The following is a 23,733-nucleotide window of genomic DNA, read 5'->3' on the forward strand; positions in this document are numbered from 1 at the left end:
CATGGCGTTAACCCGTCTTATTGTCAAAGACTTCCGCAACCTTGAAGCCTGCGACATGACCTTGTCGCCAGGCTTTAATTTTTTGGTCGGTGCCAATGGCAGCGGCAAAACCAGCGTGCTGGAAGCCATTCATTTTCTCGGTCATGGTCGCTCGTTCCGCAGTCATTTGACCGGCCGGGTGATCCGCCATGAACAGCCGGAGCTGTTTGTGCATGGCCGGTTGCAATCCGCCTCACACATTGAATTGCCGGTAGGCATTAACAAAAAACGCGATGGCACCACCGAACTGAAAATCGGTGGCGAAGGGAGCCAAAAATTGGCCCAGTTGGCGCAGGTGCTACCGTTGCAACTCATTACTCCGGAAGGGTTTGATTTGCTCAGTGGTGGGCCGAAATTTCGTCGCGCTTTCATTGACTGGGGGGTCTTTCACGTTGAGCCTGCGTTTTATCACGCATGGAGTCGCGTTAAACGCCTGACCAAACAGCGCAATGCCTTGCTCAAAACGGCACGGCATTACCGTGAGTTGAGCTACTGGGATCAGGAATTGGCCGTCTTGGCGGAACAGATCGACCAATGGCGCGACACCTACCTGAGTGAGGTGAAAGCCAAAGCGGCGGAAATCTGCCAAGGTTTTTTACCCGAGTACGATATCCAACTGGGGTATTACCGCGGTTGGGAAAAAGAGACCCCCTATGCCGAGTTGTTACGCCGCAATTTTGAGCGTGATTGCCAGCTGGGGTATACCGCAAGTGGGCCGCATAAAGCGGACTTGCGGATCAAGGTCGCCGGGACACCGGTTGAAGATGTACTTTCCCGTGGTCAGCTTAAACTGATGGTGTGTGCGTTGCGTTTAGCGCAAGGGGTACACCTCACTGAGGCGACGGGCAAGCAGTGTATCTATTTAATTGATGATTTTGCTTCCGAGCTGGATAGCCATCGTCGCACCTTGTTAGCACAACGGTTACAGGCCACTGGCGCCCAAGTGTTTATCAGTGCGATCAGCATTGAACAGATAGCTGAAATGCATGATGAAAATGGCAAGATGTTTCATGTGGAACACGGTAAAATAACCGCAGGATAATTTAAGCGAGAGTAACTCAATGTCCAACAACTACGATTCATCAAGTATCAAGGTATTAAAAGGCCTTGATGCGGTACGTAAGCGCCCAGGGATGTACATTGGCGACACCGATGACGGTACTGGTTTGCACCATATGGTCTTTGAGGTTGTCGATAACTCTATCGATGAAGCGCTTGCCGGTCACTGTGAAGATATTATTGTCACTATCCATGAAGATGGGTCAGTGTCGGTGAGCGATGATGGTCGTGGTATCCCAACAGAGATACACGAGGAAGAGGGTGTCTCGGCCGCTGAAGTTATCATGACGGTATTGCACGCCGGTGGTAAGTTTGACGATAACTCCTACAAAGTGTCAGGTGGTCTTCACGGGGTGGGCGTTTCCGTTGTGAACGCACTGTCTGAAAAAGTGGAATTGACCATCAACCGCGGTGGTGAAATCCATCAGCAAGTCTATCACCATGGCGAACCTCAAGCCCCGCTAGCTGCGATTGGTACCACGGACAAAACCGGTACCCGTATCCGTTTCTGGCCAAGTGATGCGACGTTTACTAACATTGAATTCCATTACGAAATTTTGGCTAAACGCCTGCGTGAATTGTCATTCCTTAACTCTGGCGTGTCCATCAAACTGATTGATGAGCGTGAGGAAGGCAAGATGGACCACTTCATGTATGAAGGGGGCATCCGTGCATTCGTTGAGCACTTAAACCGCAATAAAACACCTATCCATCAGAAAGTGTTCCATTTTGATACAGAGCGTGAAGACGGTATTTCCGTTGAAGTGGCGATGCAGTGGAACGATGGCTTCCAAGAAGGGGTGTACTGTTTCACCAATAACATTCCACAGCGAGACGGTGGTACTCACCTTGCTGGTTTCCGTGGCGCCCTAACGCGTACTCTGAACTCCTTTATGGATAAAGAAGGCTACTCGAAGAAGGCGAAAACCGCGACGTCCGGTGATGATGCGCGTGAAGGTTTGGTGGCCGTTATTTCGGTAAAAGTCCCGGATCCTAAATTCTCTAGCCAGACCAAAGATAAGCTGGTGTCTAGCGAAGTGAAAACCGCGGTTGAATCCGCGATGAACGAGAAATTTGCAGAATTCTTGTTAGAAAGCCCTGCCGACGCCAAGATCGTGTGTGGCAAGATTATTGATGCCTCACGTGCGCGTGAAGCCGCACGTAAAGCCCGTGAGATGACGCGCCGTAAAGGGGCGTTGGATTTGGCTGGCTTGCCAGGAAAACTGGCGGATTGTCAGGAAAAAGATCCCGCGCTTTCTGAACTCTACATTGTGGAAGGGGACTCTGCGGGCGGTTCTGCCAAGCAGGGTCGTAACCGTAAGAACCAGGCTATCCTACCGCTAAAAGGTAAGATCCTGAACGTAGAGAAAGCCCGTTTTGACAAGATGCTGTCTTCGCAAGAAGTGGCGACCTTGATCACCGCAATGGGTTGTGGCATTGGCCGCGACGAATACAACCCGGATAAACTGCGTTACCACAGCATTATCATCATGACCGATGCCGACGTCGATGGTTCGCACATCCGTACGCTACTGTTGACCTTCTTCTACCGTCAAATGCCTGAGCTGATCGAGCGTGGCCATATCTTCATTGCACAGCCACCGTTGTACAAAGTGAAGAAAGGTAAGCAAGAGCAGTACATTCAAGATGATGAAGACATGAGCCAGTACCAAGTTGCGTTGGCACTGGATAATGCGGCTTTGTTTACGGCAGAAGGTGCGCCCGCGATTTCAGGCGCGGCACTGGAAGAGCTTGTGAAGCAGTACAACAGCGTGGGTAAATTGGTTGAGCGTATGAGCCGCCGTTACCCAGCCTTGCTACTGAATGAGCTCACGTATCAGCCACGATTGGGCCTTGACGCATTGGCTGATCAGTCGATGGTTAATGCATGGGTGACGCCACTGGTTGAAGCTCTGAACCAGAAACAGTCTGGCGAAAGTCAGTACACCTCAGAGCTATTCCGCGATGAAGAGCAGGGCGTATGGTTGCCGAAGATCGTGGTTCGCACACACGGTGTGGAATACGATTACCCGCTAAGCTTCGACTTCTTTAACTCAAAAGAGTACAGCAAGTTGGCGGATCTGTCGGAAACCTTGTGTGATTTCCTTGAAGAGTCAGCCTACGTGCAGCGCGGTGAGCGCAAGCAACCGGTGGTGAGCTTTAAAGAAGCACTGAACTGGTTGATCAAAGATTCACGCCGTGGCTTAAGCCTGCAGCGATACAAAGGTCTGGGTGAGATGAACCCTGAGCAGCTGTGGGAAACCACGATGGATCCTGAATCGCGTCGTATGTTGCAGGTTACTATCAATGATGCCGTTGCGGCGGATGAACTGTTCACCACCTTGATGGGTGATCAGGTTGAACCGCGTCGTAACTTCATTGAAGCGAATGCTCTGAACGCGAACCTCGATATCTAATCACGCGCTGCGTAAAAGATAGCGTCGAGAGATTGCCTGAAACGCCACACTTTGTTGTGGCGTTTTTTTTGCTTTTTTTCCGGGGATTGTTTTTTTTCAAGCAGGGGTTGGAAAGATCACGCACGCCCCACATATCTATTCATGAAGAGCAGGGCGCCACTCGGTGGGCCCGCGTTGTACTCGTCCCACAAGGGAGAGTCGCTTCACTACTACGATGACAACATTGCTTCCATAAAGAAGGATATCACCATGCGTAATCTTGATTTCACACCGCTATACCGTTCTGCTATTGGTTTTGATCGCCTGTTTAACCAGATGGAAAAGCAAGCCGCCAACAACAATGCCGGTTACCCGCCGTATAATATCGAACAGCAAGATGACAACCACTACCGTATTACCATGGCGGTGGCGGGTTTTGCCGAAGCACAACTTGATATTACCCAGCAACAAAACAAACTGATTGTACGGGGCACCCGCGATAGCGAGCCTGACGTCGCCCGTCAGTATGTGTACCAAGGGATCGCTGAGCGCGATTTTGAACGCAAATTCCAGTTGGCGGACTATGTGAAAGTGGTTGGTGCTGAGATGGAAAACGGTTTGCTACACATCGATCTGGAACGCGAAATCCCGGAAGAGCAGCAGCCGCGTAAGATTGCCATTAATGGCCGTTCGTTGCTGGAAAGCGAATAAACGTAATCATGGGTTGAAAGCGCAGTGTGAGCATTGCTGTTCTCAATCATGATGGTGTGAAAGGTCAGCCGAGGCTGACCTTTTTTGTGTCTGTTTGATGGGTTTACCGTTGCATCTCTACGCTGGAGTATCACCACGTTTCACGTGAAACAGGGGAGCGCTGATCAGTCTTCTTGATAGGCCGTCATTACTTCTTCGGCGATGATCGTGATGCCACGTTGCATGATGTCATCGCTTTGCACGTAGTTCATCCGCAAACATTCATGGCCATGCTGCCAGTCATCGTCCAAGCCAATAAAGAAATATTCCCCCGGTACAATTAACACGCCACGCGCTTTTAAGCGGCGGTACAACTCCAGTGTACTGATGGGCAACGCCTTGAACCACAGCCAGAGAAATATCGCGCCTTCCGGTTTATGAATACGAAACCGTGGATCCGGCATCGCTTGTTGTAGCAGATCAACGGCCTGTTGCGCTTTGCGTAAGTAAAACGGCTTGATGATGTTTTCGCTCAGCGGCAGCAGGTCGTTACGTTTGATCATCTGGTGGGCAATGGCCGGGCCGACACTGCCAGGTGCCAGACTCAATACGCCGTTCATATTGGCCATCGCAGTGATGATGTCCGCATGGGCGATCACAATCCCACAGCGCACGCCGGGCAGGCCGAGCTTGGACAGGCTCATGCACAAGATGGTGTTACTGTTCCAAAATGGTGTGACGGACTCAAAAATGATGTCGGGGAACGGGGTGCCATAAGCGTTATCAATGATCAGCGGAATGTTGTGGGCGCGAGCCAGCGCATCCAGTTGGGCAATTTCATTGTCGGTCAGCACATTGCCGGTAGGGTTGGTAGGGCGAGAGGCGCAAATGGCACCGATCTGTTTATCGACGACCAAGCGGGAAAAATCGATGTGGTACTTGAATAAGCCGTTATCCAGCAGGCTGATCTCAGGCCGGTAAGAGATGAACATGTCATCGCATAAACCGGTGTCGCCGTAGCCGATGTATTCGGGGGCTAAGGGCAGGAGGATTTTTTTCTTGGTTCCGTCGGCCTGTTCGCCGGCAAGCAGGTTAAACAAATTGAAAAAAGCACTTTGGCTGCCGTTGGTCAGGGCGATATTGTCGGCCGTAATGGCCCAGCCGTACTGGGCATTGAACAGTGCGGCTAACGCCTGTAGGAAGGTGTCTTTCCCTTGTGGGCCATCGTAGTTGGTCAATGCCTGCGTCAGCTCACCGGAGGCGGCCATGTCTTGGCAGAGCTGCGTAAAGTAGGTCACCATTTCTGGGATCTGGGCGGGGTTACCGCCCCCGAGCATAATCGCATTAGGGGTGCGAAGACCATCATTCAGATCATCCATCAATTGGGTGATCGCGGAATAGCGGGCGAACTTGTCACCGAATGTAGAAAACTCCATCTTTATACTTCTGACCTCGGTCTGTGGTTGTCTGTCTCTGGTGTTATGACGTTATGGTTTATGTTGTGTGCGCCATCAACATACCGCAATGGCCGGATCAGGGAAAGAGGAGGTGATGATTTATTGAGCAGTGTGGTTGTTGTGTTTCACGTGAAACGCAGGCATAAAAAAGCCCCGACCGAGGTCAGGGCTTAAGACGGGTTACCGTGCGGTGACTTATTTCTGCAGAAGCGAAATGTCAGCGACTTTCAGGAACTCGTTACGTAGCAAGTTCAGCATGGTTAGACGGTTCACTTTCAGTGCTTCGTCATCAGCCATTACCATCACGTTGTCGAAGAAGGCATCCACGGCTTCGCGAAGGGTTGCCAACTCAGACAGGGCTTGTTGGTAATCGCCAGATGCAAATACCGGTGCCAGTGTTGCCAGCATCGATTCTACGTTGTTCGCCAGTGCTTTTTCAGCGTCTTCAATCAGTAGAGACTGATCGATATTTGCCGCCAATTCACCGTCGAATTTCGCCAGAATGTTACCCACACGCTTGTTCGCTGCCGCCAGTGACTCAGCCGCATCCAGTGAACGGAAGTGGCTCACCGCTTTCACGCGCTTGTCAAAGTCAGCAGGCTGGGTTGGACGACGTGCCAATACGGCTTGGATCACATCCACGCTGTGGCCAGCATCTTGGTACCATGCACGGAAACGACCTAGCATGAACTCAAGTACTTCTTCTTCCACGTTCTGGTTGGTTAGCTTACCGTCCAGCAGCTCACGTGCTTTACGGATCAGCGCGACCAAATCCAAGTCGTAGCCGTTTTCAACGATGATACGCAAAATACCCAACGCCGCACGACGTAAAGCAAATGGGTCACTGCCTTTTGGTGCTTGACCAATGCCGAAGATGCCCACAAGGGTATCTAACTTGTCAGCCATTGCAACGGCAGCGGAGACCGCTGTGCTTGGCAGATCATCACCCGCAAAACGTGGCATGTACTGCTCGTTCAGTGCCAGTGCGACTTCTTCTGCTTCACCGTCGTGGCGGGCGTAGTGCATGCCCATCACACCTTGGGTGTCGGTGAACTCAAAGACCATCGAGGTCATCAAGTCACACTTCGACAGTAGACCTGCACGTTCTGCGTGTTCGATGTTCGCGCCGATTTGTGGGGCAATGAAGCCAGCCAACGCGGTAATGCGGTCTGTCTTGTCACGTAGGCTACCCAGTTGTTTCTGGAATAGCACGTTATCAAGTTCCGTTAAACGCTCAACCAATGGACGCTTGCGATCGGTCTTAAAGAAGAACTCGGCATCAGCAAGACGTGGGCGAACCACTTTCTCGTTACCGCTGATGATTTGGCTTGGATCTTTAGAGATGATGTTAGAGACGAAGATGAACTTCGGTAGCAATTTTCCTGCCGCATCGTAAACCGGGAAGTACTTCTGATCGCCTTTCATTGTGTACACCAAGGCTTCAGATGGTACGTTCAGGAAGTCTTCTTCAAATGACGCCGTCAGTACAACAGGCCACTCAACCAAAGACGTCACTTCTTCAACCAGATCATCTTCCAGATCGGCAATGCCGCCAACGGCTTGTGCTGCTTGCTGTGCATCGGCCAGAATGATGGCTTTACGGGCATCGTAATCAGCCATCACTTTACCGCGCGTTTCAAGCAACGTGAGGTATTGATCAGCGTGGTCGATCGTGAACTCAGGTTCACCCATGAAACGGTGACCACGGATGGTACGGCCCGATTCCACACCCAAAATGGTGCCAGGGATCAGCTCGTCACCCAATAGCATGGTCAGGGTTTTTACCGGACGGATGAATTGTGTTTCTTTGTCACCCCAACGCATTGGTTTAGGGATTGGCAGTTTTGCCAGTGCATTGGCTGCCAGTTCACACAACAGTGATTGTACCGCTTGGCCTTTCACTTCTTGTTTGAACAGTAGCCATTCACCTTTGTCGGTGATCATGCGGTCGGCTTGCTCAACGGTAATACCGTTGCCACGCGCCCAGCCTTGTGCGGCTTTGGTTGGGTTACCGTCAGCATCGAAAGCGGCAGACACTGCAGGACCACGCTTTTCGACCACTTTGTCTGACTGGCCTTCAGCCAGTGCCGTCACTTGCAGTGCCAGACGACGCGGGGCTGCGAACCACTTGATCCCTTGGTGGGCAAGATCGGCAGCGCTTAGCTCTGCCGCAAAGTTGTCGGCAAAGGCTTGTGCTAGGGTGCGCAGGGCTTTCGGTGGCAGCTCTTCGGTACCCAGTTCAATTAGGAAATTCTGTTCGCTCATGCCGTTCCCTTATTTATTGGTTTTACACATTGGGAAGCCAAGGGCTTCGCGTGATGCGTAGTACGCTTCAGCAACTTGTTTGGTCAGGTTGCGAATGCGTAGGATGTAACGCTGGCGCTCTGTTACAGAGATCGCTTTGCGTGCATCAAGAAGGTTAAAGGCATGGCCTGCTTTTAGGATACGCTCGTACGCTGGCAGTGACAGCGGCGTCTCCAACTCAAGCAGTGATTTACATTCTTTCTCACACTGATCAAAGTACGTGAAAAGGAATTCCACATCAGCGTGTTCAAAGTTGTACGTTGACTGTTCAACTTCGTTTTGGTGGAAAATGTCACCGTAGGTCACTTTACCTAGCGGGCCATCAGTCCAAACCAGATCGTACACCGAGTCAACACCTTGGATGTACATCGCAAGACGTTCAATACCGTAAGTAATTTCGCCAGTGACTGGCTTGCACTCAAGGCCGCCCACTTGTTGGAAGTACGTGAACTGCGTCACTTCCATTCCGTTCAACCAAACTTCCCAGCCAAGACCCCACGCGCCAAGCGTTGGGTTTTCCCAGTTATCTTCCACGAAACGGATGTCGTGAACTTGGGTGTCGATGCCGAGCGCTTCCAATGAACCTAGGTACAATTCCTGAATGTTGTCCGGTGATGGTTTGATGATCACCTGGAATTGGTAGTAGTGCTGTAGACGGTTAGGGTTTTCACCGTAACGGCCATCGGTTGGGCGGCGAGAAGGTTGCACGTACGCCGCTGCAATTGGCTCTGGACCTAACGCACGGAGACATGTCATTGGGTGAGAGGTACCTGCACCGACTTCCATGTCCAATGGCTGTACGATAGTACAACCTTGTTGGCCCCAGTAATCCTGCAGCGCGAGGATCATGCCCTGAAAGGTTTTAATGTCGAATTTCTGCATTGTCAGCTTCGCGTGATTGATGGATAAATGGATGTAATGTAACTATCCAGTATACCTCGCTCGCCTTTGTGCTAGTAGGGTTTGTGCATGTTTTTTGGTCATCTTTATTTAAATTGCGCAATTTACTTTGGGAAAAGACGGCTGTGTCGTGGAATTTTACATTGCCCTGATATCTCTTGGGTTGGGGTGCGTACAATGCGACTATCATCAATGTCATTAGCGGTGTGTTAACACTATGCGCTAATTTGGCATACACAATAACATCGGTCTGACGCCGAGCTGAGTAAGTAGGATAACGAAGATGGATTTGACGATTAGCGCTAAATCGAGCAAATGGGTACGCAACATGGTGTTTGCCACAGCGGCAGCTGTTGTGAGCACAGGCTGTTCGACCACCAACCCTTATACCGGTGAGTCACAGACGGGGAAGGCTACGACAGGCAGTGTGATTGGTGCGATTGCGGGCGCAGCCATTGGTGTGGCGTCATCAAGCAAAAGCGATCGTGGTAAAGGTGCGTTAATTGGTGCCGCTTCGGGTGCCGCGCTAGGTGGCGGTATTGGTTATTACATGGATGTGCAGGAAGCCGAACTGCGTAAACAGCTGCAATCGACCGGGATCAGCGTGTCACGTGACGGTGAAAATATTGTTCTGCACATGCCTAACGCGATCACGTTTGGTGTTGACCAAACGGATCTGAGCACCCCGGCGAAAAAGGCACTGTACAACGTGTCGTTGGTGGTGAAAGAGTACGACAAGACCCAATTGAACGTCTATGGTTTCACGGACAGCACTGGGGCTGAGTCGTATAACCTGCGTTTGTCGCAAGTGCGTGCGAGCGAAGTCAGCGGTCAGCTGATGAATGATGGTGTTGCCAGCAACCGCATCGTGACCAAAGGCATGGGGGAAGCCCATCCGATTGCGTCAAACAAGACTGAGCAAGGCCGTTCTGAGAACCGCCGTGTTGAGATTGTACTGTCGCCACGTTCATAAGATTCGCCGCTTGCTTTCGGACCAAATCGTGAGCATCGCGTAGAACAAAAGAAGGGGCTGTTTGCCCCTTTTTTGATCTTGTCATTGTGTGACTGCCCTTGATCCTGTCGTACGAGGTGGTTACAATTGCGCCTCCTTTGGGGAGTAGCCGCTTGTCCCAACAAGATAAACGTCAACATATTTGAAGCACATCTTCATGGCGTTTGTGACTCACACTTAACCCTACACGTGAGTTTGGCGAGACCATTGGTAAACCAGCATGAACCGGGGTGGGGCGTGCGCGTTTGCCTGTGGTTTTGATTTTTCCTCGCCCCTAAGAGTCTGTCGTGAGTGTCTTAGCTATCTCGATCACCACCGTTGCCTTAGCGGAAATCGGTGATAAAACCCAACTGTTGTCTTTGCTGCTGGCCAGCCGATACCGTAAACCCGTTCCTATTATTTTGGCGATCTTCTTTGCTACGATTGCGAATCATGCCTTAGCGGCGTGGCTCGGCGTGGTTGTGGCCGATTATCTGACGCCGGACGTCCTCAAATGGGTACTGGTCGTGAGCTTTGTCGCGATGGCGGGCTGGATCTTAATCCCCGATAAATTGGATGATGACGAAACTATTTCCAGTCGTGGCCCGTTTATCGCCAGCTTTATTGCGTTCTTCGTGGCGGAGATTGGCGATAAAACCCAAGTGGCCACCACGGTACTGGGCGCGCGTTATCATGAAGCGCTGGTGTGGGTCGTATTGGGCACCACGATCGGGATGCTGTTGGCTAACGTGCCGGTGGTGTTGATTGGTAAGCTCTCGGCTGAACGAATGCCCTTAGCATTGATCCGCAAAGTGACGGCGGGGCTCTTTTTGGTCTTGGCGTTAGCGGCCGGCATTGGCTTGTAAGGGCGGCACATTGGTTTCATCACAGGTATGTTTCATGTGAAACATACCTGTGCAGACCGTGTGTTATCGGCTTTATCCGTGTCGCTGTTTGTATGGTTATCCACGTTATCATCGTGGACAAAGTGTGAAGCCCGCAGCGGCACGGGAGAGAAGGCCATGATAAGGTAAGAGTGTGAGTCTGGTAGAGGCTGTTGAGGAGAGGTTATGGACCGTTTTCTTGCAATATCACCAAAGAGTCAGTTTTGGCTGTTTAATCTCGCACTGGCACTGAATATTCTGGGCATGGTACTGACGGAGATGTGGCCACCGATGGTGGTGGGCGCTTTGGTCACGACGTATCTGTCTGTCGATGCGCTGGTACGGATCCGTTATGTGATCCCGATGAAAAAGGAAATACGCGATTTACGCCATGAACTGGAAAAAGCGCAGCGGCAATTACGAGAGAGTACCGAGAACAGTTACCGTGACTGATACCGAATAAACGAAAGGCAGCTCATTGAGCTGCCTTTTTTAGTCTCGGCCTTTCTTAATCAAATAACGATAAGGTAGGGTCTCGGTGTCTGTGGCGACCAAGGTGTGATCCATAAAGCGACAGAAGCTTGGGATATCACGGGTGGTTGACGGGTCATCGGCGGTGATCAGTAATGTCTCGCCGTCCGTCATTTTCCTTACCGTTTTACGCACCATCATCACCGGCTCAGGGCAGCGCAGTCCTTCTGCGTCGAGTGTATGGGTGGGATTATCAAAATGTGCAGTCATAACTTTTACTGATTTTTACATGTGATTGCGAAGAGAGGTGATCATACTGATGGCCAAGAATTAATCAATAAGGGTTGGCAAAGAAGGGTAAAGCGTGTAACGTAATTAACAACCCGTTAACGTTGGCTTCTGATGGATTAGGAGGAATTATGTTAACTCAGATGGATCGCCTGACTATTTATGCCGTGCTGTGCTTTATCACGTTTTGTACGTTGATCTTGCGGGCACCGGAACAAACCAGCCTGATCACCCTCGGTGGTCTTATCGCTGCCGCCTTCGGCTTGTGGCTTGAGCTTACGCAAACGGCCGATCTCGAAGAAGAAGAAAGCTAACGTGGTGTGATGATATCCACATCCCGTTTCTTGGGCTTCTCCCGCTGTTAGAGCGGGATTTTTTTTGCCTGCGTTATGGTTTTCCCTTCCTTAATAAGCTTTTCGCTTGCCTGCGCATCTTGAGATGACTTGCGTATAATAGCCATAGAATGAATCACAAAAGGTTAGCTATGGAGCTCGAAGAAGTCTATCGCCGGGATTTGAACTTATTGGTGGCACTGAAAGTGTTGCTGGAAGAAGGCAGTGTCAGTAAAGCGGCGGTGAGACTCAATTTGAGTCAATCGGCGATGAGCCGGGTCTTGGGGCGATTGCGCGATTTACTCGGGGATCCCTTATTCACTCGGCAGGGGCAACGCCTGCTGCCGACGGAACGCGCTCTCGAATTGAATGAGTTGCTGAATGAGCCGCTTGAATCGATGCGTACCTTGTTGACCCCTAATGATTTTCAGCCTCATGCCTGCCAGCAGCGGTTTGTGATTGCCACCACCGACTATGCGATGCAGACCATTTTGCCGTTTGCCTTACCCCGCATTTACAGTGAAGCTCCGGCGATTTCGCTGGAGTTTGCCCCGTTGCAGCATGATCACATGCTGACTCAGTTGACGTCCGACGGTTGTGACATGGCCATTTGTCGTCCGACCGGCCCGGTAGAGCCGCTGTGCAGTGATCACCTTGGGCGTGTGAGTGTGTTTTGTATGCTGTCGAAACACCATCCGTTGGCCAATGCAGAGCTGACGGTACAGGATTACTTGACGTATCCCCATGCGATGATCGCCATCAGTGACGGGGTGAAAGCGCTGATTGATGAGGCGTTACGTGGATACCCCGCCCGTAAAATGGCGTTGCGCGCGTATCATCTGGAAGCGGCGCTGGCGATTGTGGAAACCATGCCATTGATCATTACCGTGCCGGCTGATTTGGCCTACTTGGTGGCAGATAAACATGACTTGGTGGTGAAGCCTTTGCCTTTTGAGTTCAAGCCGTTTGATTATTCGTTAATTTGGCATCCACGCTGTGAACACTCTGCGCCGCAGATCTGGCTGCGCCAGTTAATCAAAGAAGAGTGTGGCAAGTTGATTGATAAGCGGGTGCATGAGTTAGGGTTGATCTGACGCGTGGGCTACCGTTATGTCGATAGGTGGTTTGTCGAGGGATAAAAAAGGCCAGCGTAAGGCTGGCCAAGGTAGTCACGTTGCCACAGAGGGCAACCTTATTTCTTATTCAGTGTCGCTTATTTCAGCTTGATCACAACACGGCCGGTGATTTGACCGTTGGTGATGGCTTCAGCGCATTCTGCGACGTCTTCAAGTGCCACTTCGCGGCATGCTTGTTCAAAGAAGCTGGCTGGCAACAGTTCGCCCAGACGCTGCCACGCTTTTTGACGCTTCTCAAATGGGCACATCACGGAATCAATCCCTAGCAACTTCACGTTACGTAGAATGAAAGGCATTACCGTTGTCGGTAGGTCAAAACCGCCAGCCAAGCCACAAATGGCGACAGCGCCGTCGTAATCAACCTGAGACAATACGCGCGCCAGCATGTTGCTGCCGACGGTATCAATTGCACCGGCCCACAATTGCTTGTCGAGTGGACGTGCAGGCTCTGCAAATTCGCTGCGGTCAATCACACGTGTCGCACCCAACGATGTCAGTAATTCACCGTTTTCTTCAACGCGGCCTGTGACAGCGACAACCTTGTAGCCCAACTGTGACAGTAGTGTCACCGCCACAGAGCCCACACCGCCGCTGGCACCTGTTACTAGAATTTCACCCGATTCAGGGGTTAGACCTGCATCCACTAACGCTTGTACACACAGCATCGCGGTAATACCTGCGGTACCGATCATCATGGTTTGCTTGCCGTCAAGGTTGCTCGGCAGAGGCACAAGCCAATCGGCTTTCAGGCGGGCTCTTTCTGCCATGCCGCCCCAGTGGCCTTCACCCACGCCCCAGCCAGTCAGTACAACTTTATCACCTGCTGTGTAACGGGCATCGGCAGATTCAACCACGGTACCGGTCAAATCGATCCCTGGCACCATTGGGAATTGACGCACAATGCGGCCTTTACCTGTGATTGCCAGACCATCTTTGTAGTTTAACGAGGAGTAGTCGACGTCGATCAGGACATCGCCTTCAGGAAGTTGGCTGTCATCTAACTGCTCGATAGAGACGAGGGTTTTTTTGTCTTCTTGGTTCAGTACCAGTGCCTTAAACATGGGATGCTCCGAATTCACAAGCGGATGAAATTGCCTATGAGTGTAGTCGCTAAATAACTATGAATAAAATGAATAATAAGCATTTACTCTATGAGCTATGTGCATTTTAGGGTCATAAAGAAGAGAAAACACAAAGAGATAGCCAGAGAATAAAACGAGGAGGAAATGCCACCCACCCGATTGTCGGCGGCATTGTGGTGTTGAAGAGTATGAAAGGCCGTTAATCGACCCGCTCAAACACGGTGGCAATCCCTTGGCCAAGACCAATGCAGAGGGTGGCCAAACCATAACGTACGTCACGTTGGGCCATCAGATTGATCAGTGTGGTGCAGATCCTAGCCCCCGAGGCGCCTAAAGGGTGCCCCAAGGCAATGGCGCCGCCATGGAGGTTCACTTTGTCATCAATGGCGCCGAGCAAGCCCAGATCTTTCAGGCACGGTAAAGATTGCGCGGCAAATGCTTCATTGATTTCAACCACTCCCATGTCTTCCATGTTCAGGCCTGCCCGTTGTAAGGCTTTGTTTACCGCGGGCACCGGGCCGTATCCCATGATGGAAGGATCGCAACCGGCCACCGCCATGGCGGTGATGCGGGCTCGGATTGGTAACCCTAATGCTCGCGCCCGCGCTTCACTCATGATCAGCATGGCGGCCGCGCCATCAGACAACGCCGAGGCATTACCGGCCGTTACAGTACCGTGGGCGGGATCAAACACCGGTTTTAGCGTGGCGAGCGTCTCGGTGGTGGTCTCCGGCCGAATGACTTCATCGTGATGAAAGACGGTCAGGCGGCCTTCATTGTCATGGCCTTCGGTCGGCCAGATCTCAGCGTCAAACAAACCGGCTTGGGTCGCCGCTTGCGCACGCTGGTGGGACTGGGCGGCAAACGCATCTTGCTGCGGGCGGCTGATCCCATGTAAACGGGCCAGCATTTCGGCGGTCAGTCCCATCATACCTGCGGCTTGGGCGACAGACTTTGATAGGCCGGGGTGAATATCGACGCCATGGGTCATGGGTACGTGGCCCATGTGTTCGACGCCGCCTACCAGACAGATTTCAGCATCCCCCACCATGATCGCGCGTGCCGCATCATGCAAGGCTTGCATTGAGGAACCACACAAACGATTGACGGTGGTAGCGCCGACCGAATGGGGGATCCCCGCCAGCAAGGCCGCATTACGGGCAATGTTGAACCCTTGCTCCAGGGTTTGTTGGACGCAGCCCCAATAGATGTCTTCAATTTGGACGGGATCGATGCGTGGGTTACGCTGCAATAAGCCGCGCATCAAGTGCGCTGACAGGGTATCGGCACGCACATGGCGAAAAGCACCGCCTTTTGAGCGCCCCATGGGGGTACGAATACAATCAACAATCACAACAGGCTTCATGGGCGCCTCCTCATCCTAAGTCAGTGGCCGTCGGGGCGGGGTAATAACATGCACCTTGGGCGGCTTTGTCTCGTAATCCATCCGGTACGTGATAGATCGCACCAAGGTGGGCATAGCGATCGGCCAAGGCGACATACTGGGTGAGGCCAACGGTATCGAGATAGCGGAATGGCCCGCCGCGAAACGGTGGGAAACCCAAGCCATACACCAACGCCATGTCAGCTTCGGCAGGGCTGGCGATAATCCCTTCTTCCAGACAGCGCACGACTTCGTTGATCATCGGGATCATCATGCGTGCGATCACGGCCTCGGCGTCAAACGACTGGGGATCACCGAGAGCGGGCGACAACAGGGCGTGAACACTGGGATCGCTGGCTTTTTTCGGTTTGCCTTTGCGATCGGTGGTATAGCGATAAAACCCCGCCCCGTTTTTCTGGCCAAAGCGTTGAGCCTGGAACAGCACATCCATCGCGCTGTTGTCTGGTTTAGCCATTCGCTCAGGAAAGCCGTTGGCCATCACATCCTGTGCATGGTGGGCGGTATCGACGCCGACCACGTCCAGCAAATAAGCCGGCCCCATTGGCCAACCGAACGTGTGTTCCATGATGTGATCTACGTGGGTGAAATCCGCCCCGTCACGCAGTAGCTGGTTAAAACCGGCAAAGTAAGGAAAGAGTACCCGATTGACGAAAAAGCCAGGACAGTCATTGACCACGATGGGTGACTTGCCCATTTGGGCAGCATAGGCCACCACGCGATTCAGGGTGGCTTCAGAGGTTTTTGGGCCGCGAATGATTTCCACCAAAGGCATGCGGTGCACGGGATTGAAAAAGTGCATACCGCAGAAGTTTTCGGGGCGTGACAGCGCGTGTGATAACGCGGTGATCGGAATGGTGGAGGTGTTGGAGGTGATCACGGTGTCATCGCGGACATGGCGTTCAACGTCGGCCAATACGCGGGCTTTGATGGCCGGATCTTCGATGACCGCTTCAACCACCACGTCCACACTGTCGGCATCGGCGTAATGCAAGGTGGGATGAATGTTGGCCAAGACGGTGGCCATGCCTAAGCCGTCAATCCGCCCGCGCACTAATTGTAGGTTAAGTAACTTCGCGGCTTCTGTCATGCCGACATCCAGTGCGGCGGGTTGAACATCTTTGAGGATCACTGGGATGCGCTTGCGCGCAGACTGATAGGCGATGCCTCCACCCATGATCCCAGCCCCCAGCACCATGGCACGCTGGGTCTTTTTTCCGGCTTTGGCGGCCTGTTTGGCTTGCCCTTTGATGTACTGATCATTAAGAAATATCCCCACCAAAGCGTGGGCGGCATCGGTGCTGGCCAAGGTGATGAAATACTGGTTTTCGATGGCCAATGCTTCGTCGCGGTGGCAGTGAGCGGCGGCTTCGATGGCTTTCACGGCGGCAATGGGCGCAGGATAATGCGGGCCGGCGACCGTGGCGACCATCGCATGGGCGGTACTGAAACTCATGCTGGCTTCAATGTGATTGAGGCCGAGAGGCGCTTGCTTTTGTGCGCGGCGGTGTTGCCAGTCAAGATCGCCGGCAATGGCTTCTTTTAGCATGGTCATCGCTGCAGTATGCAGATGCTCAGGCGCGACGACGGCATCGACTAAACCTAGCGCTAATGCGTCGGTGGCATTTTTATCTTTCCCGGCGGTGATGATAGCCATGGCGGGATCAGCCCCAATCAAACGTGGTAAACGGACGGTGCCACCAAAGCCGGGCATGATCCCAAGTTTTGTTTCGGGCAAGCCAATGTGAACGTGAGTATCTGCCAAGCGAAAATCGGTGGCGAGCACACATTCACACCCGCCGCCTAAGGCATAGCCATTAATGGCGGACAGGGTGGGTACCGGGAGATCTTCCAGTTGATTGAAAATACGGTTGGCGTGGGCGATCCAAGCGGACAATTGCGCAGACGGTAAGGCAAACAGACCAAGGAACTCTTTGATATCTGCCCCGACAATGAATGCCGCGTGCCCGGACGTCAGCAATACGCCTTTAAGATCTGGCCACGCGGCGATGGCCTGTAACGCGTGTTCCAGATGAAGGAGGGTATGGCGGTCAAGTTTATTGATTGTGCCGGGGGCATGGAAGTGGAGTTCAGCAATGCCACTGCCTTGGTCGCGGACGGATAGGGTGTCACCGTGGTAAATCATAGGCTATCTCCATGAGGGCCAGTCTGCGCTGGAATTGATTTAACTGGTTTGACCTGTCGCAAGGTTATAGTCTAGTGTGAACCCGGTATGCAACGATTACAACACTGTAGTTCAACATTTATTTAACTTGCATAAGGTGTTTTTCTGGAGATAACGCACAAATCGCACCGTGAATGAAGGAGGTTTATGCTTTTTTTCAATGGATTATGTTTTCTGGGAAATGCTTCCAAGATTTACTTCTTGTTAACTTTGTTAGCTGGTGTTTTTTAACATGTCGGTTGTAAATGGATTATCCGCAGTATAGGGCTGCGGGGAATTATCCAATCGAAGGATCGATAGATATGAAGACAAAGCTGACATTCGCCGCAGCAGCATTGGCGGCCGTCCTTTTGCCTGCGACGGGTCAGGCGGTGCTGATGAAGCCCGCGCCTGTCCATGGTACCGATATTGACCTCAGCTGGGTGCCTGATCTCCCGCCTGGGGATCCGCTGTTTACTCACCAGTGGCACCTGCGCAATACCGGTCAAACTGCCTTTTCACAATCGCCGGGTACGCCGGGACAAGACATGAATTTATGGCTCACACACCTTTTGGGTATCCATGGTGTGGGCGTGAATGTGGCCATTATTGATGATGGACTGGAAATTGGTCATCCCGATCTGGCGGCGAATATTCGTCCCGGTTCGTGGGATATACTCAATAATGACGACGATCCGTCACCTGAGAACCCAGGTGATAGCCATGGCACTGCCGTGGCGGGGTTAACCGCAGCGGTGGGTTGGAATGCGATTGGTGGGCGCGGTGTCGCACCAAAAGCCGGCCTGAAAGGGTTCAACTGGCTGAAAGCACAAACGGTTGAAGGGTGGTTGATGTCGCACGGGGCGGCAGCCAATACGCAAGATACCCGCGTCTTTAACCAAAGCTATGGGTATTCGACGATTTATCCGGTGGCGTATGATCTGGTGGCCAACCCGAGTTTAGCGTTGGAAGAGCAAGTCTATGAAGGCGTCACGCGTGACTCCCACCAAGGACGAGGTAGCCTCTTCGTTAAATCTGCCGGTAACAGCTACAACTATTTTTATGGTTGGCTCGGGGCGAATTTCGGCGGGGCATTTGTGTTGCCGGGTGACTTCTTTGACGCGAACCGTGTGGGGCCACCCAATGACGGCCTACCCATGCAAGACAGTAACTTAACCCCAACCAATGCCAGCTATTGGAATTTGACCGTGTCGGCGTTGAATGCGGACGGTGGCTTATCATCATACAGTACGGTCGGCGCGAATGTGTTTGTGTCTGCACCGGGCGGCGAATACGGGGTCGATTCCCCTGCGATGGTCACGACCGATTTAAGTGGTTGTGCGGCGGGTTATAACATGACGGGCTCGACGGGCAATGCGTTGCACGGCGGCACGGAATTGGATCCGACCTGTGATTACAACGGCACCATGAACGGGACGTCATCGGCAGCGCCGAATACATCGGGCGCGATTGCGTTGCTGATGTCGGCCAATCCTGCGCTGAACTGGCGCGATGTGCGTCATATCTTAGCGTCTACCGCGACCAAGACCGATCCGGATCATGCTGGTGTGCCACTGACCTTTACCCAAGCGTCAGGTGTATCCGCTACGTATGATGCGATCCCTGGATGGCAAACCAATGCGGCCGGTTATGATTTCCATAACTTCTATGGCCTCGGGCGTGTCAATGTTGATGGCGCGGTGATGATGGCGCTGCATTATAACGATCCGTTACCGCCTCTGACGGTCACGGAATGGGCCAGTACGGCGGCAGAAGTCGCGATCCCTGATGCCACTTTGGCAGGTGTGAGCTCTACATTTGTTTCCACACAAGACGATTTTGTGGTGGAAAGCCTGCAAGTGAAGGTGAACATCGATCATCAACGTTTGAATGATTTGGCGATTGAATTGGTGTCTCCATCAGGCACGCGCAGTGTGTTGTTATCACCGCGTACCGGTTTGGTGAGCCAATCGCTCGAGCCGTTAGTGACCGGTTTTGATCAGCAAATGCTTCTTTCTCACCATTTCTACGGCGAAGAAGTCGAAGGGGAATGGCAGTTGGTGGTACGTGATACCAACGCTGATGCGCAATCTTGGATTGCGTACTTTGACTCACAGAATATCTTCCCTGTTGGGTTACCCAATAATACCCAAGATGGCGTCCTGACATCGTGGGATATTCGTTTCTTTGGCCATGAGGAAAAGTGATCATGAAGACAATGATGTATGCAACATTGATTGGAAGTGTCTTGATGGCGGGCAGTGTCGTGACGTCAGCACACGCGGCGTTGTCTGATCTGCCGTCGTTGCCTGTACAAGCAGCATGGGTAGCGGCAGGTGATGTTCAGATCGCTGGTGAGCAATACACCAAGTTGGCCCCAGCCACACAGGCACGCTCTGCCCGTACGTTCGGCTTACCCGTCGCTAATGATGAGGTGAGTGTACAAGTCGGTGATCGCTTGCTCGCAGAAGGCTCTCGACAAGGGCCAGCAGAAGTGAGCGGTGGGATCTTGGTGCGTCTGACGGCAGGTGTGAATGCCGAGCAGTTAGCGCAAGAAAACCAATTGGAGATTGTCTACAGCACACCCGAAATCGTGTTATTCAAAGCGCAAGCGGGCAATAACTTACTGCCCGTGATTGCTGGCTTAGACGGTGACAGTCGTGTTGAGCACGTTCGCCTAGAGTTGGTAAGTGGTGTGAACCTGCCACAGTAAGGACACAACACGGCACATAGATATGGCCTGATGCGAAAGGGAAGCTGAGAAGCTTCCCTTTTTCTTGGGTATTTTTACCGTGTGAAGCGGCATGCATTACGGCGGTGAAGTCTGACAGCGAAGGCGGATGGATGTGGTATTCTGTCCGGCTGTATGTTTTTTTGATGATGCGAAACCGAGCGATATGACAGCTGCCGATCCCTATGTGATCCCCGCCGCGCCTGCGGTGTGTGAAGAAGAAATCAAAAAAAGCCGCTTCATTACCTACTTGGCGCATACGCCATCGGTGGAGCAGGCTAAAGCCTTTATCCAGCAGATCAAAGAGACGCATCACGATGCGCGCCATAACTGCTGGGCATTTGTAGCCGGCCGGCCGGAAGATTCGATGCAATGGGGCTTCAGTGATGATGGCGAGCCATCTGGCACGGCAGGCAAACCGATCTTGGCACAGCTCACGGGATCTGGCATTGGAGAAATTACCGCTGTCGTGACCCGTTACTCGGGGGGGATCAAACTCGGTACCGGTGGATTGGTGAAAGCCTACGGTGGCGGGGTGCAGCAGGCCTTAACTGTGCTGCAAACCAAAGAAAAGATAATAACTTCAGAACTGGCATTATGCTGCGAGTATAATCAAGTGTCTTTGGTGGAGACGTTGCTGGCTGAACTTGCCGGTCAACAAATGAGTGCAGAATACAGCCATCAGGTAACTATGGTGGTGGAATTGGATCGCCGGGTTGAGGCGGAATTCTGTGCCAAGTTGGTGAACCGCAGTGGCGGGCAGATTGTGGCGACCGTGCGTGAGGATGAGACGCCGTGATCCGTTATGTTGAATTTTTAACGATGAGAGCCGAATAAGGCCATGCAATTTCGTTCCATTATTAGAATCGTTGGGCTCTTGTTGGCCCTGTTCAGTGTCACCATGTTGGCTCCCGCGCTGGTGGCATTGCTATACCGCGACGGTGCCGGCTTTCCGTTTGTCGTGACTTTCTTTTTACTGTTCGCGGGTGGTGCGCTACTTTGGGCGCCTAACCGCCATCATCGACGTGAATTAAAAGCCCGAGACGGCTTTTTAATTGTCGTCCTCTTCTGGACGGTGATCGGTAGCGCCGGTGCGGTGCCATTTATTTTAGCGAAAACCCCTGATTTGTCGGTGACAGATTCCTTTTTTGAATCCTTTTCTGCGCTCACTACCACAGGGGCGACGGTTATCGTCGGGCTCGACCATCTGCCTAAAGCGATTTTGTTTTATCGTCAGTTGCTGCAATGGTTTGGGGGGATGGGGATCATTGTGTTGGCTGTCGCCATCTTACCTGTGCTGGGTATCGGGGGAATGCAGCTCTATCGTGCTGAAATTCCGGGGCCGGTGAAAGACAGTAAAATGACCCCGCGTATTGCAGAGACGGCAAAAGCGCTGTGGTATATCTACCTCGCGTTAACGATTAGCTGTGCATTGGCTTTTTGGCTAGCGGGTATGTCGGTATTTGATGCGATCTCTCACAGCTTCTCGACGGTGGCGATTGGGGGCTTCTCAACTCACGATGCCAGTATGGGGTATTTCAATAGCCCCACCATCAATATGATCACCGTGGTGTTTTTATTGATATCGGCCTGTAATTTCTCACTGCATTTTGCCGCCTTTGCGAATGGTGGTATTCATTTGCGGACGTATTGGCGCGATCCTGAGTTTCGGGCATTTTTGGCGGCGCAGCTTATATTAATGCTGATCTGTTTTGGGATGCTGCTAAAGCACCATTCCTATGATTCGTATTTTGATGCCTTTGATCAGGCGTTATTCCAAACCGTGTCGATTTCGACGACAGCAGGTTTTACCACTACCGGATTTTCTGAGTGGCCGTTGTTCTTACCGGTTTTATTGTTGTTTTCCTCGTTTGTGGGGGGCTGTGCAGGGTCGACCGGTGGTGGGATTAAAGTGATCCGTATGTTGCTACTGTTGCTGCAAGGGGTGCGAGAACTGAAGCGCCTCGTGCATCCGCGCGCGATTTACACCATTAAGGTGGGGAATAAAGCCTTGCCACAACGTGTTGTCGATGCCGTGTGGGGCTTCTTTTCTGCTTATGCTTTGGTGTTCGTGGTTTGTATGCTGGCGCTGATCGCAACGGGTTTGGATGAACTCACTGCATTCTCCGCGGTGGCAGCAACCCTAAACAACCTCGGCCCTGGCTTGGGTGAAGTGGCCGTGCATTTCGGGGAAATCAATGATCCGGCGAAATGGGTGTTAGTGATTGCGATGCTATTTGGGCGTCTCGAAGTGTTTACGTTGTTGGTGTTGTTTACCCCAACGTTTTGGCGCAACTAAGTCGCAGATTATATAAAGAGGGAGTAGCCCGTGGAAAACGTACTATTACTGCACTCAAGCAGTGACGGACAAACCGTGAAAATTTTGCAGCACATCGAAACCACCCTAGGTACAGAGTACCGTTGTGAGCTGGTGGATGTGAATACGTTACCGACAATCGATTTTAGCCAGTACAGTCGTGTACTAATAGGCGCCTCTATTCGTTATGGGCACCTCAATAAAAAGCTCTATCAATTTATTCATCGTTATCAGCCAGAGCTTGAACAAAACAGAGTGGGTTTTTTCTGTGTCAATCTCACCGCCCGCAAACCCGGTAAGAATACACCTGAAACGAGCGTCTATATGAAGACGTTCTTGAAGACGTCGCCGTGGCAGCCAAAATTGCAGGCGGTATTTGCGGGTGCGCTGCGTTATCCGCGTTACGGTTGGTTTGACCGAGTAATGATCCAGTTGATTATGCGTATTACGGGCGGAGAAACCGATACCACAAAAGAAGTGGAATATACCGATTGGGATAAAGTCAGTGACTTTGCAGGGCAATTCAAACAGCTTTAAGGGTGTATTTTGATGGCTTCGTGTGTTTTTTGTCCGAACGATCTAGATATCCCTGCTTTTTGTCAAAACCCCCTTGCCAATGTGATCGAACGCTCTATAATGCGACCTCACTGACACGGACAGCGGCGCTAGCCGGTGGCGTAACTCAGTATGTTCTTTAACAATTTGACCATGCAATCTGTGTGGGCACTCGTGAAATGATAGTCAACAAAAGAATTATCAATGATACTGAGTGACCAATACAAAATGACGCAAGTTATTTTGGCACAGTCAATTCGTTCATTACTTCGGTAATGAACAACACAGTTTTTCATTGAGCCGCTATTTATAGCAGCAAACACTTTTAATTGAAGAGTTTGATCATGGCTCAGATTGAACGCTGGCGGCAGGCCTAACACATGCAAGTCGAGCGGTAACAGGAAAGAAGCTTGCTTCTTTTGCTGACGAGCGGCGGACGGGTGAGTAATGCCTGGGAACATGCCTTAGTGTGGGGGATAACCATTGGAAACGATGGCTAATACCGCATAACGTCTACGGACCAAAGAGGGGGATC

General features: G+C 51.9%; 20 protein-coding genes, 1 rRNA gene and 1 riboswitch. Of the genes, 14 read left to right on the forward strand and 7 right to left on the reverse strand.

What is annotated here, in order from left to right; genetic code table 11:
* The first annotated feature begins 1 nt into the window (after position 1).
* The 3 genes from recF to L4C36_RS12755 all read left to right on the forward strand — a co-directional run bounded on the left by recF (position 2) and on the right by L4C36_RS12755 (position 4,205).
* Positions 2 to 1,081 carry a DNA replication/repair protein RecF gene (gene recF / locus L4C36_RS12745; RefSeq protein WP_428478184.1) on the forward strand — a complete coding sequence of 360 codons (1,080 nt, stop codon included), beginning with the start codon at positions 2 to 4 and terminating at the stop codon, positions 1,079 to 1,081.
* A 19-nt stretch (positions 1,082 to 1,100) separates the two neighbouring features.
* Positions 1,101 to 3,515, forward strand: coding sequence for a DNA topoisomerase (ATP-hydrolyzing) subunit B (gyrB, locus tag L4C36_RS12750; protein WP_428478185.1), 2,415 nt, complete (start codon positions 1,101 to 1,103; stop codon positions 3,513 to 3,515).
* Between the two features lie 249 nt (positions 3,516 to 3,764).
* A complete protein-coding gene (locus L4C36_RS12755) occupies positions 3,765 to 4,205 on the forward strand; it encodes an Hsp20 family protein (protein ID WP_428478186.1) in 441 nt (146 codons plus the stop codon).
* A 164-nt stretch (positions 4,206 to 4,369) separates the two neighbouring features.
* Here L4C36_RS12755 and L4C36_RS12760 read toward each other — a convergent pair whose 3' ends face one another.
* The 3 genes from L4C36_RS12760 to glyQ form a co-directional block, all read right to left on the reverse strand.
* On the reverse strand, positions 4,370 to 5,620 hold the full coding sequence (locus L4C36_RS12760) for a valine--pyruvate transaminase (RefSeq protein WP_428478187.1): 1,251 nt from the start codon (positions 5,618 to 5,620) through the stop codon (positions 4,370 to 4,372).
* A 216-nt stretch (positions 5,621 to 5,836) separates the two neighbouring features.
* Positions 5,837 to 7,906 (reverse strand): glycine--tRNA ligase subunit beta, encoded by a 2,070-nt coding sequence (gene glyS / locus L4C36_RS12765; protein ID WP_428478188.1) that lies wholly within the window; start codon positions 7,904 to 7,906, stop codon positions 5,837 to 5,839.
* Positions 7,907 to 7,915: 9 nt separating this feature from the next.
* Entirely contained in the window at positions 7,916 to 8,827 is a 912-nt protein-coding gene (gene glyQ, locus L4C36_RS12770) for a glycine--tRNA ligase subunit alpha (protein WP_428478189.1), read from the reverse strand.
* Positions 8,828 to 9,128: 301 nt separating this feature from the next.
* Between glyQ and L4C36_RS12775 the strand changes: the two genes are divergently transcribed.
* From L4C36_RS12775 to L4C36_RS12785, 3 genes are all read left to right on the forward strand, one after another.
* The gene (locus tag L4C36_RS12775) at positions 9,129 to 9,818 is read left to right on the forward strand and encodes a YiaD family glycine zipper/OmpA-like lipoprotein (protein WP_428478190.1); all 690 of its coding nucleotides are present in this window, start codon (positions 9,129 to 9,131) and stop codon (positions 9,816 to 9,818) included.
* Positions 9,819 to 9,949: 131 nt separating this feature from the next.
* Positions 9,950 to 10,141, forward strand: a riboswitch (yybP-ykoY riboswitch).
* Positions 10,142 to 10,144: 3 nt separating this feature from the next.
* The gene (locus L4C36_RS12780; RefSeq protein WP_428478191.1) at positions 10,145 to 10,702 is read left to right on the forward strand and encodes a TMEM165/GDT1 family protein; all 558 of its coding nucleotides are present in this window, start codon (positions 10,145 to 10,147) and stop codon (positions 10,700 to 10,702) included.
* Between the two features lie 204 nt (positions 10,703 to 10,906).
* Complete coding sequence (locus tag L4C36_RS12785; protein ID WP_428478192.1) at positions 10,907 to 11,173, forward strand: hypothetical protein; 267 nt, start codon at positions 10,907 to 10,909, stop codon at positions 11,171 to 11,173.
* Positions 11,174 to 11,212: 39 nt separating this feature from the next.
* Here L4C36_RS12785 and tusA read toward each other — a convergent pair whose 3' ends face one another.
* Entirely contained in the window at positions 11,213 to 11,461 is a 249-nt protein-coding gene (gene tusA, locus L4C36_RS12790) for a sulfurtransferase TusA (protein ID WP_428478193.1), read from the reverse strand.
* A gap of 149 nt (positions 11,462 to 11,610) precedes the next feature.
* Between tusA and L4C36_RS12795 the strand changes: the two genes are divergently transcribed.
* Positions 11,611 to 11,793 carry a hypothetical protein gene (locus L4C36_RS12795; protein WP_428478194.1) on the forward strand — a complete coding sequence of 61 codons (183 nt, stop codon included), beginning with the start codon at positions 11,611 to 11,613 and terminating at the stop codon, positions 11,791 to 11,793.
* Positions 11,794 to 11,963: 170 nt separating this feature from the next.
* Positions 11,964 to 12,905 (forward strand): LysR family transcriptional regulator, encoded by a 942-nt coding sequence (locus L4C36_RS12800; protein ID WP_428478195.1) that lies wholly within the window; start codon positions 11,964 to 11,966, stop codon positions 12,903 to 12,905.
* A gap of 119 nt (positions 12,906 to 13,024) precedes the next feature.
* Here the strand turns inward: L4C36_RS12800 and acuI are convergent, their stop codons facing one another.
* The 3 genes from acuI to fadB form a co-directional block, all read right to left on the reverse strand.
* The gene (acuI, locus tag L4C36_RS12805; protein WP_428478196.1) at positions 13,025 to 14,008 is read right to left on the reverse strand and encodes an acrylyl-CoA reductase (NADPH); all 984 of its coding nucleotides are present in this window, start codon (positions 14,006 to 14,008) and stop codon (positions 13,025 to 13,027) included.
* A gap of 220 nt (positions 14,009 to 14,228) precedes the next feature.
* On the reverse strand, positions 14,229 to 15,395 hold the full coding sequence (fadA, locus tag L4C36_RS12810; protein WP_428478197.1) for an acetyl-CoA C-acyltransferase FadA: 1,167 nt from the start codon (positions 15,393 to 15,395) through the stop codon (positions 14,229 to 14,231).
* Positions 15,396 to 15,405: 10 nt separating this feature from the next.
* The gene (gene fadB, locus L4C36_RS12815; protein WP_428478198.1) at positions 15,406 to 17,577 is read right to left on the reverse strand and encodes a fatty acid oxidation complex subunit alpha FadB; all 2,172 of its coding nucleotides are present in this window, start codon (positions 17,575 to 17,577) and stop codon (positions 15,406 to 15,408) included.
* Between the two features lie 341 nt (positions 17,578 to 17,918).
* Between fadB and L4C36_RS12820 the strand changes: the two genes are divergently transcribed.
* From L4C36_RS12820 to L4C36_RS12845, 6 genes are all read left to right on the forward strand, one after another.
* Entirely contained in the window at positions 17,919 to 19,802 is a 1,884-nt protein-coding gene (locus L4C36_RS12820; RefSeq protein WP_428478199.1) for a S8 family peptidase, read from the forward strand.
* Positions 19,803 to 19,804: 2 nt separating this feature from the next.
* Positions 19,805 to 20,308: a hypothetical protein gene (locus tag L4C36_RS12825; protein WP_428478200.1), complete on the forward strand. Its 504-nt coding sequence runs from the start codon at positions 19,805 to 19,807 to the stop codon at positions 20,306 to 20,308.
* A 184-nt stretch (positions 20,309 to 20,492) separates the two neighbouring features.
* Complete coding sequence (locus L4C36_RS12830) at positions 20,493 to 21,125, forward strand: YigZ family protein (protein ID WP_428478205.1); 633 nt, start codon at positions 20,493 to 20,495, stop codon at positions 21,123 to 21,125.
* A gap of 42 nt (positions 21,126 to 21,167) precedes the next feature.
* A complete protein-coding gene (locus tag L4C36_RS12835; protein WP_428478201.1) occupies positions 21,168 to 22,625 on the forward strand; it encodes a TrkH family potassium uptake protein in 1,458 nt (485 codons plus the stop codon).
* A gap of 30 nt (positions 22,626 to 22,655) precedes the next feature.
* Positions 22,656 to 23,180 (forward strand): menaquinone-dependent protoporphyrinogen IX dehydrogenase, encoded by a 525-nt coding sequence (gene hemG, locus L4C36_RS12840; protein WP_428478202.1) that lies wholly within the window; start codon positions 22,656 to 22,658, stop codon positions 23,178 to 23,180.
* A 344-nt stretch (positions 23,181 to 23,524) separates the two neighbouring features.
* Positions 23,525 to 23,733 (forward strand): 16S ribosomal RNA (locus tag L4C36_RS12845); the annotation flags it as partial.

Origin of the sequence: Photobacterium japonica (assembly GCF_050337005.1) — a bacterium.
Lineage (GTDB): Bacteria > Pseudomonadota > Gammaproteobacteria > Enterobacterales > Vibrionaceae > Photobacterium > Photobacterium japonica.

What these genes read in the sequence shown, in the direction of transcription:
- glyQ (WP_428478189.1), bottom strand. Translation starts at nt 8,827, where the DNA reads ATGCAGAAATTCGACATTAAAACCTTTCAGGGCATGATCCTCGCGCTG.
- L4C36_RS12775 (WP_428478190.1), top strand. Translation starts at nt 9,129, where the DNA reads ATGGATTTGACGATTAGCGCTAAATCGAGCAAATGGGTACGCAACATG.
- L4C36_RS12760 (WP_428478187.1), bottom strand. Translation starts at nt 5,620, where the DNA reads ATGGAGTTTTCTACATTCGGTGACAAGTTCGCCCGCTATTCCGCGATC.
- acuI (WP_428478196.1), bottom strand. Translation starts at nt 14,008, where the DNA reads ATGTTTAAGGCACTGGTACTGAACCAAGAAGACAAAAAAACCCTCGTC.
- L4C36_RS12785 (WP_428478192.1), top strand. Translation starts at nt 10,907, where the DNA reads ATGGACCGTTTTCTTGCAATATCACCAAAGAGTCAGTTTTGGCTGTTT.
- L4C36_RS12820 (WP_428478199.1), top strand. Translation starts at nt 17,919, where the DNA reads ATGAAGACAAAGCTGACATTCGCCGCAGCAGCATTGGCGGCCGTCCTT.
- recF (WP_428478184.1), top strand. Translation starts at nt 2, where the DNA reads ATGGCGTTAACCCGTCTTATTGTCAAAGACTTCCGCAACCTTGAAGCC.
- fadB (WP_428478198.1), bottom strand. Translation starts at nt 17,577, where the DNA reads ATGATTTACCACGGTGACACCCTATCCGTCCGCGACCAAGGCAGTGGC.
- L4C36_RS12755 (WP_428478186.1), top strand. Translation starts at nt 3,765, where the DNA reads ATGCGTAATCTTGATTTCACACCGCTATACCGTTCTGCTATTGGTTTT.
- L4C36_RS12795 (WP_428478194.1), top strand. Translation starts at nt 11,611, where the DNA reads ATGTTAACTCAGATGGATCGCCTGACTATTTATGCCGTGCTGTGCTTT.
- glyS (WP_428478188.1), bottom strand. Translation starts at nt 7,906, where the DNA reads ATGAGCGAACAGAATTTCCTAATTGAACTGGGTACCGAAGAGCTGCCA.
- fadA (WP_428478197.1), bottom strand. Translation starts at nt 15,395, where the DNA reads ATGAAGCCTGTTGTGATTGTTGATTGTATTCGTACCCCCATGGGGCGC.
- L4C36_RS12835 (WP_428478201.1), top strand. Translation starts at nt 21,168, where the DNA reads ATGCAATTTCGTTCCATTATTAGAATCGTTGGGCTCTTGTTGGCCCTG.
- gyrB (WP_428478185.1), top strand. Translation starts at nt 1,101, where the DNA reads ATGTCCAACAACTACGATTCATCAAGTATCAAGGTATTAAAAGGCCTT.
- L4C36_RS12800 (WP_428478195.1), top strand. Translation starts at nt 11,964, where the DNA reads ATGGAGCTCGAAGAAGTCTATCGCCGGGATTTGAACTTATTGGTGGCA.
- tusA (WP_428478193.1), bottom strand. Translation starts at nt 11,461, where the DNA reads ATGACTGCACATTTTGATAATCCCACCCATACACTCGACGCAGAAGGA.
- L4C36_RS12825 (WP_428478200.1), top strand. Translation starts at nt 19,805, where the DNA reads ATGAAGACAATGATGTATGCAACATTGATTGGAAGTGTCTTGATGGCG.
- L4C36_RS12830 (WP_428478205.1), top strand. Translation starts at nt 20,493, where the DNA reads ATGACAGCTGCCGATCCCTATGTGATCCCCGCCGCGCCTGCGGTGTGT.